The 12,533-nt window shown below is 57.8% G+C and carries 23 protein-coding genes; 14 read left to right on the top strand and 9 right to left on the bottom strand.

The annotated features are described in order from the left end of the window. Positions 1 to 8: 8 nt before the first annotated feature. The gene (locus JDEN_RS03885) at positions 9 to 680 is read right to left on the bottom strand and encodes a hypothetical protein (RefSeq protein WP_226926660.1); all 672 of its coding nucleotides are present in this window, start codon (positions 678 to 680) and stop codon (positions 9 to 11) included. Further along, positions 572 to 826, bottom strand: a complete 255-nt coding sequence (locus tag JDEN_RS14065; RefSeq protein ID WP_226926606.1) for an NAD(P)-binding protein — start codon at positions 824 to 826, stop codon at positions 572 to 574. Before JDEN_RS14065 ends, JDEN_RS03885 begins: the two co-directional genes overlap by 109 nt. On the opposite strand from JDEN_RS14065, the gene JDEN_RS14195 reads away from it, so the two are divergent. Continuing rightward, entirely contained in the window at positions 806 to 940 is a 135-nt protein-coding gene (locus JDEN_RS14195; protein ID WP_264284697.1) for a hypothetical protein, read from the top strand. The genes JDEN_RS14065 and JDEN_RS14195 overlap by 21 nt on opposite strands. A 379-nt stretch (positions 941 to 1,319) precedes the next feature. Here the strand turns inward: JDEN_RS14195 and JDEN_RS03880 are convergent, their stop codons facing one another. Further along, a complete protein-coding gene (locus JDEN_RS03880) occupies positions 1,320 to 1,973 on the bottom strand; it encodes a hypothetical protein (protein ID WP_015771065.1) in 654 nt (217 codons plus the stop codon). A 121-nt stretch (positions 1,974 to 2,094) separates the two neighbouring features. Then, complete coding sequence (locus tag JDEN_RS03875; RefSeq protein WP_015771064.1) at positions 2,095 to 2,349, bottom strand: type II toxin-antitoxin system RelE family toxin; 255 nt, start codon at positions 2,347 to 2,349, stop codon at positions 2,095 to 2,097. A 106-nt stretch (positions 2,350 to 2,455) separates the two neighbouring features. Here JDEN_RS03875 and JDEN_RS03870 point away from each other — a divergent pair, with 106 nt between their 5' ends. The 3 genes from JDEN_RS03870 to JDEN_RS03860 are packed head-to-tail and all read left to right on the top strand — an operon-like array spanning position 2,456 to position 3,489. Further along, entirely contained in the window at positions 2,456 to 2,776 is a 321-nt protein-coding gene (locus JDEN_RS03870) for a hypothetical protein (RefSeq protein WP_143713239.1), read from the top strand. A 1-nt stretch (position 2,777) separates the two neighbouring features. Continuing rightward, complete coding sequence (locus JDEN_RS03865) at positions 2,778 to 3,065, top strand: transcriptional regulator (RefSeq protein ID WP_015771062.1); 288 nt, start codon at positions 2,778 to 2,780, stop codon at positions 3,063 to 3,065. Between the two features lie 37 nt (positions 3,066 to 3,102). Next, complete coding sequence (locus JDEN_RS03860) at positions 3,103 to 3,489, top strand: hypothetical protein (RefSeq protein ID WP_015771061.1); 387 nt, start codon at positions 3,103 to 3,105, stop codon at positions 3,487 to 3,489. An 89-nt stretch (positions 3,490 to 3,578) separates the two neighbouring features. Here JDEN_RS03860 and JDEN_RS03855 read toward each other — a convergent pair whose 3' ends face one another. Genes JDEN_RS03855 through JDEN_RS03845 form a run of 3 tightly spaced genes read right to left on the bottom strand, consistent with a single transcriptional unit; the run spans position 3,579 to position 4,661 of the window. Then, entirely contained in the window at positions 3,579 to 4,094 is a 516-nt protein-coding gene (locus JDEN_RS03855) for a GNAT family N-acetyltransferase (RefSeq protein ID WP_015771060.1), read from the bottom strand. After that, positions 4,091 to 4,393, bottom strand: a complete 303-nt coding sequence (locus JDEN_RS03850; protein WP_015771059.1) for a HigA family addiction module antitoxin — start codon at positions 4,391 to 4,393, stop codon at positions 4,091 to 4,093. The genes JDEN_RS03855 and JDEN_RS03850 overlap by 4 nt, the downstream gene beginning before the upstream one ends. Beyond that, positions 4,380 to 4,661 (bottom strand): type II toxin-antitoxin system RelE/ParE family toxin, encoded by a 282-nt coding sequence (locus JDEN_RS03845; protein WP_015771058.1) that lies wholly within the window; start codon positions 4,659 to 4,661, stop codon positions 4,380 to 4,382. Before JDEN_RS03845 ends, JDEN_RS03850 begins: the two co-directional genes overlap by 14 nt. 199 nt (positions 4,662 to 4,860) lie before the next feature. Between JDEN_RS03845 and JDEN_RS03840 the strand changes: the two genes are divergently transcribed. From JDEN_RS03840 to JDEN_RS03795, 10 genes are all read left to right on the top strand, one after another. Further along, entirely contained in the window at positions 4,861 to 5,106 is a 246-nt protein-coding gene (locus JDEN_RS03840; protein ID WP_015771057.1) for a hypothetical protein, read from the top strand. After that, positions 5,103 to 6,092 (top strand): SRPBCC family protein, encoded by a 990-nt coding sequence (locus JDEN_RS03835; RefSeq protein WP_015771056.1) that lies wholly within the window; start codon positions 5,103 to 5,105, stop codon positions 6,090 to 6,092. The genes JDEN_RS03840 and JDEN_RS03835 overlap by 4 nt, the downstream gene beginning before the upstream one ends. Before the next feature lie 104 nt (positions 6,093 to 6,196). Next, positions 6,197 to 6,532 carry a hypothetical protein gene (locus tag JDEN_RS03830; protein WP_015771055.1) on the top strand — a complete coding sequence of 112 codons (336 nt, stop codon included), beginning with the start codon at positions 6,197 to 6,199 and terminating at the stop codon, positions 6,530 to 6,532. 90 nt (positions 6,533 to 6,622) lie between these two features. After that, positions 6,623 to 6,850 (top strand): hypothetical protein, encoded by a 228-nt coding sequence (locus JDEN_RS03825; RefSeq protein WP_015771054.1) that lies wholly within the window; start codon positions 6,623 to 6,625, stop codon positions 6,848 to 6,850. A gap of 35 nt (positions 6,851 to 6,885) precedes the next feature. Then, positions 6,886 to 7,248 (top strand): hypothetical protein, encoded by a 363-nt coding sequence (locus tag JDEN_RS03820; protein ID WP_015771053.1) that lies wholly within the window; start codon positions 6,886 to 6,888, stop codon positions 7,246 to 7,248. 140 nt (positions 7,249 to 7,388) lie between these two features. Next, entirely contained in the window at positions 7,389 to 7,841 is a 453-nt protein-coding gene (locus tag JDEN_RS03815; RefSeq protein WP_015771052.1) for a type II toxin-antitoxin system prevent-host-death family antitoxin, read from the top strand. Positions 7,842 to 8,268: 427 nt separating this feature from the next. Next, complete coding sequence (locus JDEN_RS13615; RefSeq protein WP_015771050.1) at positions 8,269 to 8,466, top strand: hypothetical protein; 198 nt, start codon at positions 8,269 to 8,271, stop codon at positions 8,464 to 8,466. Continuing rightward, positions 8,459 to 8,803 carry a hypothetical protein gene (locus JDEN_RS03805; RefSeq protein WP_015771049.1) on the top strand — a complete coding sequence of 115 codons (345 nt, stop codon included), beginning with the start codon at positions 8,459 to 8,461 and terminating at the stop codon, positions 8,801 to 8,803. Before JDEN_RS13615 ends, JDEN_RS03805 begins: the two co-directional genes overlap by 8 nt. 45 nt (positions 8,804 to 8,848) lie before the next feature. After that, positions 8,849 to 9,253, top strand: coding sequence for a hypothetical protein (locus tag JDEN_RS03800; protein ID WP_041288145.1), 405 nt, complete (start codon positions 8,849 to 8,851; stop codon positions 9,251 to 9,253). Beyond that, positions 9,235 to 9,669 carry a cytotoxic translational repressor of toxin-antitoxin stability system gene (locus JDEN_RS03795; RefSeq protein WP_143713237.1) on the top strand — a complete coding sequence of 145 codons (435 nt, stop codon included), beginning with the start codon at positions 9,235 to 9,237 and terminating at the stop codon, positions 9,667 to 9,669. The genes JDEN_RS03800 and JDEN_RS03795 overlap by 19 nt, the downstream gene beginning before the upstream one ends. Before the next feature lie 97 nt (positions 9,670 to 9,766). Here JDEN_RS03795 and JDEN_RS03790 read toward each other — a convergent pair whose 3' ends face one another. Then, a complete protein-coding gene (locus tag JDEN_RS03790; protein WP_015771046.1) occupies positions 9,767 to 10,465 on the bottom strand; it encodes an ABC transporter ATP-binding protein in 699 nt (232 codons plus the stop codon). Next, positions 10,465 to 12,519 carry a hypothetical protein gene (locus tag JDEN_RS03785; RefSeq protein ID WP_143713235.1) on the bottom strand — a complete coding sequence of 685 codons (2,055 nt, stop codon included), beginning with the start codon at positions 12,517 to 12,519 and terminating at the stop codon, positions 10,465 to 10,467. Before JDEN_RS03785 ends, JDEN_RS03790 begins: the two co-directional genes overlap by 1 nt. Positions 12,520 to 12,533 lie beyond the last annotated feature (14 nt).

Here is a 12,533-nt window from a genome sequence, read left to right as displayed (position 1 = left end):
GCGCCATTTCAAAACTCGTGCTGCCGTGCTTCATCGACACGGCCCGCGACTACCCGGGCAGTGTGTTTGGCAAAGGGCCCGACACCCATCAGGGTTGCCGAGCCGTCGCCGGTCCAGTTGCCGTAGCCGACGAGATGCAGATTCTTCACCGCGGTTTCGCGGCCACGCATGAGGTGGCGGAATGGGCCGAGGGCCGGACGGAAACCAGTGCACCAGATCAGATGGTCGTGGTCGAGCTCGCTCAAACTATCGAAGATGGGGGTAGCGGTGAGCTGGCCGGAATCGCGGAGCTCACGGAGATGAGGAAGCGCGACAATGTCCCCGAGGTTCGGGCCGGAATCGCCACCGAGAATCCGGCGGCGGCTGCGGAGAAAGAGATCGCGGCCATCGACATCATCAGGCATCCAGCGCGGCCGCTTAAGCGTGAACCATGTGACCTCCGACGTCACGAGGAGGTCCGCTGTGAATTGGCCGACGGTCGAATCTAGGAAGAACATCCCTCCGTCGTGGGACACGCTGCGCATGTGCACTGGGCGCCGAACCGGGAGGTCATACCGTCGTTCGTAGCTTGTCAGATAGTCGATGACATGGCGTGCCGGCGGATACCCCGGGTACTGCGGCATAGGCCAGCCGGGCAGGTTGGAAAACTCCGCGGCGGAAAAAGCGTCAGTGAAGGCCACGCGTGCAACCACGCTCCACCGGGTACCTCTTGATTGTCCAAGATCAAGAAGTCCACTTCGTAGCGCCGCAGGTAGTATGCCGTGGCTAGGCCGGACTGGCCACCACCAACGACGACGGCCGTGTGATGCTCCGTGGCGCTTCTCACCTCATCGGGCAAATGCCCACCCAGTTGTGTATCCGCGACCTCACCCTCCACAACCGTCCCTCGTTACACGTTGAACCGGAACTCGACGACGTCCCGCGTGTTGTGAGTATTTGATGACTACCGGTGAGCAAGCGTGGGTAACTCTGGGCAGGTGCGACGCTACGGGCAGGTCAATGCCCGCCGCATCTCGCCTCTTTGTACCAGATAGATACGATCGAGCGGGCTACCTCCGCACACCGCATGTGTTTGAGAACGCCACTACAACGTGTCCCGAGGGTAGTCCCGAGGACCCTGCTCACCCTCTGTTCAGGTTGTCCATACCAGACTGGAGTAGTTGGGCGGCAGTCGTGTTACGCACTGCAACTTTCAAGAGGCCAATGTTGTGACTCCCCCAGAGGGAATCACGTCTTCAACCTGACGAGAGTTACACCCGCCAATGTGGCACAGCAGTAAGTATCGTGGAAGAGAACCATTCCTCCTCCATCTCCGTACGTTAGGCTCCGGACTCACTTTGGTATCGCCACAAGGCATGCTCAAAGTGCGTGAGCGTTGCACCCTTGCCTGATTCTCTCCAGGTAGCGATGACCAGATCACGGGCCGTAGCAGCGTTAACTTTGGACAGTCCGCTCTGCGCCAATGCGAGATTCACGAAGCGCACAATCATGGTGTCAGCCTTGACACCAGGCACTCCCAACAGCATCGAGAAGTACTCGTAGGTCACCCAACCAAGACCTGATACCGCCGTGTAGACATTCTTCACTCGGGCCGGATCCGCTGCGAGCACATCATCCGCACGTACAAATCCGGCAGCGACCAGGCTGTCAGCGGCTTCTAGCACCACCACCGACTTGAGACGACCTGCGGTTTTTCCTGATCCCATGACTATCTTGAGGTCATCGCTCCCTACCCTGCTGAGCGATCCAAGATCATCCTTGGCTGCGGGGTACGTTTCACGGAAGGCTCGAACTCGCCCGAGCACACCGAGTTGCGGATCGCGCGTTCTATACCGGGCACGGATGGAATACACCGCATCTACAAGCGCTGTACCAACCTCCCCTGGCCATCCACCCGGGTACGCCTCGTAGAAGGGTTCGGGCACCTGCTTCGTTGCTGCGAGGACTGCTTCGCGCTGCTCTCGTGACGTCACAAGGCCATACTAATCACACGTTAAGCAGGAACTCTATTCGCTTTTCGCGTGGTGCGAGTATTTCGGGACAAGCACGAGTAGGCGCGAGTGAGCGAAGGCGAGCACGGTGCCGTGCACCAGGTCAGCGATCGACCTCGCGCCGATGACCAAGGGTCACGACGATAACCAACAGTCTGTTGTCCTGGACCGTGTAGATGGTCCGATAGTCCCCGACTCGGATCCGCAACGCGTCGCAGCCCTGCAACGCCTTCGCGCCCGGCGGACGAGGATCGGCAGCCAAGAGCGCTATCGCGCCCTGAATACGAGGCTGGTCCTGCCGATCAACTCTTTTCAGCGCACGGAGGGCCGCCGGGCGCAACTCGATCTCGCAACTCATGCGGGGCCTACCAGCCGAGATCAGCAACATCACTGCCATCGAAGCACAGCGGTTACTCGACTCGATGCCTCCGCGACCACGACGGGTCTTCGATAGCCGGGACCACGTGAGCGCGCTTGCCACGATCGTACTGTCGTTCGCGTCAGGGATCCTCGCGCTGAGCGGATTTCCCTGGTGGGCCATTCCGCTCACCTTGGGCGCAATCGTCACGTCGAACGTCTGGATCTCCAAGCGGCTGAGCCAGCCCAACGAACCCAGACTGAAGGGGACCATCATCTCCGCGGCTTTCGCCGTCTGGCTCCTGATTCCCGTCTGGCGGGGCCTCATGCATGGCGAGACGATTCCATTCCCTGAAGCGTTCATCTTCGCGGGCCTGGCCCCTGCGGCATGGCTAGTGTTCTATGTCGTGCTCCTGATCCGCCGCTGACATGTCGTATGCAGAGATCGATGCGCACCTGGTCGCGCCCAAGCGATTCGTCACGCTGTCACACCTGAGTCAGGTCGAACAAGCGGACTTCCCTGCGCTGCAGGATACGACGGGCTTGTCGATGACCGACCTTTCCAAGATCCTCCGAGACCTGGAGGATCGCGGCCTGGTGGAGATCTCCAAGGAGCGTAAGAACCGGTACGGAACAACGCTGGTTCGGCTGACGCCAGACGGCAGACGCACATTCCTGAACCTCGTGGCGACCCTCAACCGCATTGCCGGCAACTAAACGGACTAGCCTTGCAACCTTCGAAAACTGGAGCACCATGACCCCGAAGAACACCCGATTCGCCGGCGGGAGCTTCACTCCCCTGGAAAACACACTGCTGGCCATTCTCTGCAGCGGCACAGACACCGCATCCTCAATCGCACGATCCCAGCTCACAGAAGCCACCTGGGGTGGCTACGAGCACGACAGCTGCGATTGCTTCCTCATCTCCGTCACACCCGCCGCCAACGCTCAAGGCATCATGCATGACGGCGGCCCCTTCAGCTTCGCCGAAGTATCCAATGGAGAAACAACCCTCGGACTACTCGAGCTCTGGGTCGTCAATGAACGCCCACACTCCGTCAACTACATGCCCTTCGGTGATGACCATGTCGAACTACCATCGCCAGAGGACTACACGATCACACTGATCGAGAACGAGTGACGCTACTCAAACAACCCCAGCGCCAGAGGTTAAAGCGCAAAACGAAATTCCACCGAGTTCCGGTACAGACCAACCTCTAGGTCAAGAGGTCACCCATGCCTCAGTAGCACTCCCTCACCGCCGGTGAACTCGATGCCCGCGTAGTTCGCCGACCGCCCCACCTCGACGAATCCCAGCTTCAGGTGCAGATCGATCGAGACGAGGTTCCGGGCGTTGATCACGCTGAAGACCGACTCGCCAGGCGCTCTCTCCGTCGCGGCTCGGAGCACCTCGCCCAGCAGCCGGGCAGCGACACCCTCTCGGCGCGCCTCAGGCACGACCGTCAGCCCTTCGATCAGCCACTCCGGATCAGAGCCGGGGCGAAGTGCGAACTTCTGCACACCGCACCAGCCGACTGCATCTCCATCCCGCTCAGCGATGAGCAGGACATCCAGCCGCTGAATCATCCTCCGCGCGCGATCGACGTGTTCGTCGACGGTTCCGCCACGCACTGCCATGACTGTGGCGAGCGCGCCAGCGTCCGCCGGGTCGGCCAACCTGGTGCTGACCGTCCCGTTGGCCACCGACGGATTCACGCTGGGCGCGTAGGCGGCGAAGTCGCTCACGCGACCTGCAGTGGCGTGATCGACGCGATCTGCTCGCCCGCGAGGTCCTCCGCACGGTCCAGCTCGTAGTGGCTCTGCAGGTTGATCCAGAACTCGGCCGAGGTGCCGAAGTACTTCGCGAGCCGCAGCGCCGTGTCTGCGGTGATCCCTCGCTTGCCGTGCACGATCTCGTTGATCCGTCGCGGCGGAACGCCGATGGATACGGCGAGCTTGTTCTGCGTGATGCCGAAGCCCTCGATGAAGTCCTCCATGAGCACCTCGCCCGGGTGGATCGGCTCGATCTTGTCAGTGGTAGTCAACGATCTGCACCTCCTCTGGTCCGGCGGCGGTCCACACGAAGCAGATCCGCCACTGGTCGTTGATCCTGATGCTGTGCTGACCAGATCGGTTGCCCTTGAGAGCTTCGAGGCGGTTACCGGGTGGGACACGGAGGTCCTCGATGGACTCCGCGGACCCCACCTGACGCAGTTTGCGCAGCGCGACCCGATGAATCCTCGGATCGATCGAGCGCACGCGCTCACGACGCCACAGCCGTTCGGTCTCCTTGTCGCCGAACGATCTGATCACGGGACCAGAATATAACGGCGAGCGTCATTAACGCTATACGTTAAACCGGAACTCCACCACGTCGCCACACGTACCAACCTCTCAGAACCCGGCGAATTCGCCGAAGCGCCATCCCTCTCCTGGCTGCGATCATCGAGCTCGCCGAGCGAGGAAGCAACCCAGGTTGACAGACCGTCACTTAGCAACGTAGGTTGACGGCATGGAGTCTCCGCGGATCGCAACAGTAGCAGCCGATACCAGCGACCCGAAAGCAGGATTACGGGCCGTAGCGTCCTTACGCGTACTCGCGGACACCTTGGAACTTCGGCAGGTCGAGGCTGCGTTGCGTTCAGGCATGAGTTGGCAGGAGATCGCCGACGCGCTCGGAGTGACGCGACAAGCCGCCCACAAGAAACACTCCAAAAGAATTGACCCCGCGATCTCGACACCCAGGAGGAACAGATGAACAAACTCGTCCGCGCCGCTCAAACCAGCCAATCGCTTTCCCTGGCCGCAATGGAAGAAGCATCCCGGCTCGGGCTCCGCGAAGCCGACATCGACCACCTGTTCCTCGCGTTGGTCATCAACGACCAGTCCGCCGGCCGCGCACTGCGCGAGCTGGGTATCGACATCGATAACGCCCGTCTCGCCGTCGAGGAACAACGTGATGCACAGCTGACCTCGCTCGGCATCGAGGCGTCGTTCCCCGAGGCCGGGCGCATCGTGTTCCACGAGACGGATGGATACGAGTGGACTCCTCGCGCTCGGGACCTCATCGCGAAGTCCAGCAGCAAAGGCAAGCCAGGCGACGCTGCCGCCGTTCTCCGGGAACTCGTCGCAGAACCCAGCGGTCTGATCACGGAAATCCTCCGCCGCCTCGGCACGACACCCGATGCGCTCATCGAACGCCTCGATCGGGCCGACGCGCCCTCCATGAAGTCCATGCCCGCCGCAGCGAAAGTGAAGGGGCGGACCACCGGAACGACTGAGACTTTCGTATCCGCACCACTGGACGAAGTGTGGGCGTTCCTCACAGACCCCGCACGTATCCCCGAGTGGGAACCGAGCATCGGCAGCCTCGACCAGACCAGTCAAGAAGCGACGCCGGGTGCGGTCTGGGAGGGCTTTGCACCCGCAACGCATCCAGACGGCAAGCCCGTGAAGATCGAGCCCCAGTTTCGTCGACGCAGTGTTGAACTCATCGCAATTCACCAACCGGACAGGATCGCATGGAGCTTCGGATATCCCGACGTCGCGCAAGGCAATTCGGTTCTGACTGAATTCGCCTTGGAGAACTCGACCGGTGGCACACAGGTACGGATTAGTAGGTCCTGGTCGCGACGCCGAGGGTGGCGAGGACTTGTCGCATGGCCGCTGCGTCCAATCCAGAAGTTCCTGGTGTGGATCACCCTGTTTCAGACTGGCAGCGCGATCAACCGAGCATTTCGCTAGCCCCAGGCCGCGCGGTGATTCGCCTGCTGGTCGCACTCGAACCAGACGTTGAAGCGGAACGCGACTAGACGTTAAAACGGAACTCCACCTATTGGAGGTCCCACATGTGGAAGCTAGTCGAGACCCGTATCCCCCACACCATCGCAGAAGACGTCGCAGCGCAAGCAAAGCGTGAAGACCCAACCGACACGGTGTGGCTCAACATCAACACAGGCTCAATCATCGTCCTTGCAAGCGACGGCGGATGGCGCAACCCAGAATCAGCTCGATACAAGGTGCTCTACTACGCACCAAATGCGACTGTCGGATTCGACATCACGAACATCGCGGCCCCCGGCCTGACGCTGGAGCTCGACCCCACCCAAGTAGGGCAAGGTTGCTACCTCAAGGCTCGAGCGGCCGGAATCGAAGCCGTCGAGAAGTTCATAGTGCTCAAGTAGCCCAACCGCGGTCACCGCAACAACCACGCTACGTGTGCCCTCGGCAAAAGCTGAGGGCACACCGTCACATCACACCCACCAGGAGTCGACATGAGCAGCAAAGAATCAACCCAGCCAGTAGCCATCTTGACCACCGATGCCCCAAACGTGCCGGCTTCTGTATGGGACGAAGAAGGATGCCTCGTCTTCCCCGACGAGCCTGACTTCGACTACGGCGACATGACTGACGAGCTCGCGAAAGTCTGCCTAGAGCCTGACTTCAACTACGACGCTTGGGCTGCCGAGTTCGCGAACACTTCGCTACAACTCGCCGATTGAGAAGACAACCAACCTGAACAAGGAGAGTCACAACAATGAACCTATTCAAGAAGCGCACACCCGTTCAGCCACAACCTGAACAGCCGAAAATCACCAAAGACATCGTGGGCAAGATAGAAGACGGTGCCAGCATTCTACGAGGCCTAGCCAAACTCATGGACATTCACACTGGCGACGCCAACTACGCCAAGCGCATCGACGATGCAGCAAGAGCTCTCGAAGCGTTCGTAGACGAACAACGCGCTGCGGGTGCCATTGACATCGACCGTTCAGAATCCAATCCACTTATTGCTCTTCCACCCAGGCGCTCCACTCCCGAAGAAGTGGCAACGTGGCGCTCAGTGGGCGGTCAAGAACACTACTCACACATGCGCTACAAACTCCACCTACAGCAGTAGCAAACAGCACCTCCACGCACTCTCGAAAAGCACCCGTCATCGGGTGCTTTTCTTGTTGTTAACCGCACCCTTAGTGGCAATTCTTTGAACCGACTCAATTCACATTGAGTTCTGAACTATTTCTGAAGTAAGGTGGTTGCATGAGCATCACACGCGAACGCCCAGTCTTCGCTTCCTCTGAACTCAGCCGTAATGCGGCAGAGGTCTTTGCAGAAGCCGAATCACAGCCCGTTACTGTAACGCGGCGCGGAGGAGAATCCCTGGTTCTTATGACCAAGGTCGAGGCCGACGAGAAAAGCGAACTCCTCAACTTTGCTGCACAACTCATCGCTGTGATAACCGATGACCGCGGCACCCTCGTCGAGCGCATGATGGTACAGTTTCCGTGGATTTACGCACTCAATGAAACTGAACGTCAACAATGCGTTCAAGAACTCATCCACGCTGCGCGAGCTTCTTTCTCTACCGGTCAGCCGCACCTCGTGGCAATGGAGTTCATAAGCTGGCGAGAAACAGCAGCCAACTACGCTGCAGGTATCGCCCCGCAGGCCACGGAATGGCTGGACGCGTCCAACGAACTTGGACGGCCATGACATATGGGAAGAGACCAAACCATTCCTCGCCCCATCCGAAAAACTGAATACACAATCAAGGCCGGCACAGCTCGCGCTCAAAAAGGCTGGAGCGACCTCAAGGCTACCCATCGAAACGTCCTCGTTGACGCGTGGGAACACTTGACGGCTCACCCTCACGAGCGAACACCGACCAACTATCCACTAAAAGGCGACCAGAGCACGATCACCCGTGACGGGAAGACCTATCAACGATGGCAGCACAAGCCCACGGAAGGCGGAACTGCTCGAATTTGGTTCTATGTCGACGGCAAGACGGTGATTCTCGAAGAAGTATGGACTCACCATCCCAATGCCACTAAGTAGACCTCAACCCCTGACAGCACTTGTTGTCAGGGGTTTTCTATACCCAAAACACCTCGCCCTATCTGAAACGAGACATCACCCCATGAAGCAGCCATGCAACCTGTGTAACGCCGTCCACCCCTCAAACGCCGCACGAGTGTACGGGATCTTCACACCACCCAAGTTCTATCGAGCCATTACTGCCGGAGCGCCACGGCGCACCAACCGTGCCAGTGCAGAAGCAGACTATTGCGCAGCACTCCAGCAGTCTTCACTCACCACAAGCGGTCACCGTGCCTGACGCAACCGCTACATACGCTGACGAGGCTGTACGCCTCATCAACGAAGCTGGCCTGCACGTTGAAACGTTCAGCTACTCAGAAGGACTCACCGTCACCGACCCGCAACGCGACAACAGGTTCGTGTTCGCGGCCCTCGACGACTTCGACACCAGCCGCGCGTCCCACGAGATTCTGTTCATGCTCAGCCTCGAAGGAACCCAAGACATCCTTGAACTCACGCAAGGACTCATGCCAGACCAGCAGGTGCGCTCCTACTACGGAAGCGCGCAACAAGGCCTCGCCTCCCTCACTGAACTCTTAGACATCTACCGCACGCACCACGTCGGCAACCATTAAAGGACAAGTATGTACACGCATGTACAAGAGTGTAGTCTCGTAGACATGGCATCAGTATTCAAGACCAATGAAGCGCGTTCGGCAATGAGTGACGTCCTGAACCAGGCCCGTCAAGCACGCACCCCGATCATTGAACGAGGAGCAGAACACTACGCTGTCACCGAGAAGGCGTCGCTGCTCTCCTTCCTCAACCACACTGTCGAAGCGCGCCCCCAGGTAATCCTCGAAGATGGGGCATACGTGCTCATCATTCCTGGACTCCCCTTCGCAAGCGAAGCCACAACGATCGATGAAGCCGTAGACAACCTGATGCTTGACCTACGCGAATACGCGCAAGACTGGAAAGACGTCTACTCGGCCGCGCCTAACCACGTTGAGAACTGGGGCCTAGTTACACTGATCTCACTCCTCAGCGACAACGAACTCAAAGAATGGCTGATCGACGCATGAGCGGCAACACCCACCGGGCAGCCACACGCCACGACCACAACGAATTCTGTGTCACTGAAGAATGGAAGCTCCTGCGGACAGTCAACCACCACAGGACATACACCCTCACACTCCTTGACGGGCGGATCTTGCGAACCCGCATATCCCACCCTGTCGGACGAGACACCTACGCGCCGTCAATGCTCAGCCACATCCTGCGCGACCAACTGGACTGCACCAAAGACCAGTTCTTCCAATGCGTTGACCACAAGACACTTCCACCAAGGCCGGCACCACCAAACAGTGAGCCACAAGGGCTCGACCTCAAAGTCGTGTACCAACTCAAACAAGCACTCAACCTTCCCGACACGGAAATAATGAGACTATCCGTCGCACAAGCGCACCAGATGCTCGCCGACCACTACAACAACCTCTAAACACAACACAGCCCCTCTGCAGCGTGAGCTGCAGAGGGGCTGTGCTTCGGGTCTACGCAAACTTAATCTAGAAGATCTGCTTCTTGTCTCTCGCCATTCACTTCAGAGCGCCACTAGCTAGTCTGCCGACGCCGGCTATCTCGCCTGCTTGAGGCACAGCCGGAACCAATCGAAGCTGCTTGTCAGCAATAGCAGCGACCACTGGATCATGAGTGACAATCACCAAGGAAGTGCCATGGGTTCGAGATACATCGATCAGTCGACCCACGATGTCGTCTCTTGATTCTGGGTCGAGCGATCCCGTGGGCTCGTCAGCGAGGATCAGTTTGGGCTGGTTTATCAAAGCCCTGGCCAACGCGACGCGTTGTCGCTCTCCGCCAGACAGATCACGCGCCATTCGCGTGGGTTCCACCTGGAATGAGTCGACCAACTTTCGTGCGGTCTCATAGGCAGCGGAATCACGCTTTTTCATGAGTAGTCTCGCAAGTGCAACGTTGTCCGTGGCTGAATACTCGCTGAGTAGTTCACCGTGTTGGAACACGGTTCCCACAACAGACGACCGCAGGCGTGCCAATTGCTGGTATGGAAGACCGCCAATTTCGCGGCCATCAATAACGACACTGCCAGATATAGGGGACATGAAACCCAAGACCGTATTGAGTACTGTGGTTTTCCCTGTCCCTGATTTTCCTGTTATCGCGATAGACTCCCCCGGTTCCAGACTGAAACTGATGGGATCAAACAGTGGCTTCTTGTAACCACACACAAGCTCGGAAACGCGCAACACTTCTTCCACTACAGCACACCACTCTTCCCAGGAACCCAGACTTTTGCCGCCCTCGACAGTACCGTTTGAGCAACGATCCCTTCAAGGACGAGCGAACATATCAAAAGGGCAGCCAGCAGCCCAATAAAAGAAAACGGGATATTGACTGACATCGTCGCACCGATTTGCATACTGACCAACAACGCAATGGCGAGCGAAAAACCCGTTGAGAGAGCAGCAATGATGATCGAGCGACGGAACATCGATCTACCCAACGAGGTGCTCTGACCACTAATCGCCGCTATTGATGCCATCTCTAATGCTTCACGTCGCATCCGTAGGACTGACGTAATGGTTGTAGAAGTAAGAACAACAAGGAAGGAAGCGCCCAAGAACCAGGTAATCCATCTCGACTGGAACTGGTAAATGTGGCTGGCAGCGGCATCTGCATCTCCATACCATTTAGTCAGCGGTATACGTTCGGTGCCGCTTGCTCGGATCCCTTGGAAGGAATCAATCATCAAAGTCCCTTCCTCGCTGACCGCGATTACCTCACCGCGCGAGAAATTGCCGCCTGTAGACTCAACAACTGTTTGCCCACTTATGAGCTCGCGGGCTAGCTGTCCGTACTTGCTTTGAAGACTGTTAAGCTCGCTCTGCTCTTGTGAACTCGCAATAACAAACGAGTTGCCCGAGTCATCAGACATCACAGCAAACACGTGAGCGCCAGAAGCCGCCGATCCAACATCCTCGATTAGGCCTTGAAGACACGCAGAATCGTTTTGTCTACATGACACCGTTGTCGAAGAAATATGTTGTGCAGTTCCTCCGGGGATCGTGTTGGGATCAATTGAACTGGCGGTGACATAAACCATTGCAATCACACTGCCAATGATTGCGAACCCGCCCGTTAGTGCTGACGCTAATGCGACTCTGCCAGCGTTTGGAGATATCCAGCGAATGATAATGTTCCGGGCGGTCGCAGTTGAGAATCGCTCCCCACTTGTGCGGATCAATACCCGGAGCGCTGAAAACAGCCCCGCGCAGATCAGTATGATGCCCGAGAACCAAAAGTAGATTTCAATGCTGGTTCTCGTCTTCAGGAGAAGGATTGTCCCTGCGCTTACAGCAAGGAGTCCAATAGCAAAGAGAACAAGTCCGCGATCACTAGTCGGCTTCGTACGGTGGTTACTGCGTTGCGCGCGAAGTTTCGTAATAGGTAAGCAAATAAGCAAGAAGAATCCTGCCACAACCAAAGTGTCTACCAGAAAAACTGTTCCGGCCGCGCTACGCAGCGCACCTTCCGCAAGGCCAAACTCTGCAAAAGGAATCGTGGCACCTTCACGCATGAGAAATGCTTGCACCGCGCATGCCGTGAGTGCACCTCCTGCTATCCCCGGCCAAAAAGTCTGCGTTAGCTTTCCTATCAGAACGCTGCGGGAGGCCCCCATCGTTTGTAAGATGTATTGCTCTCGTGCGACTCCTGCTAGAACAAGCGACCGCATCAGAGCGACTAAAAGAAACGTCGGCGGCACAAGGGAAATCAGAAGAAGTGGCAGTAATTTGCCAGCATTGTTTTCGTATAATGCGTCCCCATAGGGCACTGGATCTGACTGCATGTCAAAGCCTGAAGCGAAATAGGCGCGGTCTCCTGCGGCCGCTCTATTCCACAGGTCTGAGTCATCAACAGGGCGAACGATCACTACGCCCTCGCCGGCGTTTAGCAAGACTGACGGAGAAATTGTCTCAGAGATATTTCCAAACTGGGTCTCAATGAATTCACGGTGGGCCAGAAGCCCTGGGGATACCGCTACTTCCCCAGGGCTTGGCCACCGACTCAACCCTGGCGGTGGAGCGATATCCTCGCCTCGTGGTGAGTAGTACACGACGGAAATCAGCTGGTCCTCAACGGCAGTTCCATCGATTGACCATGCGAGGTTCGCCTTATCTTCGTCCTCAACATATGCAGGCCCTCGAACCTGTGTGAGATCCGCTCGGCTCTCCGTTTCTGTGTGCAGAATGAGGAGAGCGGTCGCGAACATCAATGAGACAAAGACCGATAATGCGATAACAAGATTCGCCAAGGGTTTCATTGGTT

It is taken from the genome of Jonesia denitrificans DSM 20603, assembly GCF_000024065.1.
Classification (GTDB): domain Bacteria; phylum Actinomycetota; class Actinomycetes; order Actinomycetales; family Cellulomonadaceae; genus Jonesia; species Jonesia denitrificans.
Note: the sequence above shows the minus strand (reverse complement) of the source record. Positions and strands in the feature narration are given on the sequence as shown.

Excerpts from the sequence above, each read along its gene's own strand:
- JDEN_RS14195 (WP_264284697.1), top strand. The coding sequence starts at position 806 with ATGCTCCGTGGCGCTTCTCACCTCATCGGGCAAATGCCCACCCAGTTG.
- JDEN_RS03875 (WP_015771064.1), bottom strand. The coding sequence starts at position 2,349 with ATGAGTTGCGAGATCGAGTTGCGCCCGGCGGCCCTCCGTGCGCTGAAA.
- JDEN_RS03865 (WP_015771062.1), top strand. The coding sequence starts at position 2,778 with ATGTCGTATGCAGAGATCGATGCGCACCTGGTCGCGCCCAAGCGATTC.
- JDEN_RS03860 (WP_015771061.1), top strand. The coding sequence starts at position 3,103 with ATGACCCCGAAGAACACCCGATTCGCCGGCGGGAGCTTCACTCCCCTG.
- JDEN_RS03840 (WP_015771057.1), top strand. The coding sequence starts at position 4,861 with ATGGAGTCTCCGCGGATCGCAACAGTAGCAGCCGATACCAGCGACCCG.
- JDEN_RS03835 (WP_015771056.1), top strand. The coding sequence starts at position 5,103 with ATGAACAAACTCGTCCGCGCCGCTCAAACCAGCCAATCGCTTTCCCTG.
- JDEN_RS03830 (WP_015771055.1), top strand. The coding sequence starts at position 6,197 with ATGTGGAAGCTAGTCGAGACCCGTATCCCCCACACCATCGCAGAAGAC.
- JDEN_RS03825 (WP_015771054.1), top strand. The coding sequence starts at position 6,623 with ATGAGCAGCAAAGAATCAACCCAGCCAGTAGCCATCTTGACCACCGAT.
- JDEN_RS03820 (WP_015771053.1), top strand. The coding sequence starts at position 6,886 with ATGAACCTATTCAAGAAGCGCACACCCGTTCAGCCACAACCTGAACAG.
- JDEN_RS03815 (WP_015771052.1), top strand. The coding sequence starts at position 7,389 with ATGAGCATCACACGCGAACGCCCAGTCTTCGCTTCCTCTGAACTCAGC.
- JDEN_RS13615 (WP_015771050.1), top strand. The coding sequence starts at position 8,269 with ATGAAGCAGCCATGCAACCTGTGTAACGCCGTCCACCCCTCAAACGCC.
- JDEN_RS03800 (WP_041288145.1), top strand. The coding sequence starts at position 8,849 with ATGGCATCAGTATTCAAGACCAATGAAGCGCGTTCGGCAATGAGTGAC.
- JDEN_RS03795 (WP_143713237.1), top strand. The coding sequence starts at position 9,235 with ATGGCTGATCGACGCATGAGCGGCAACACCCACCGGGCAGCCACACGC.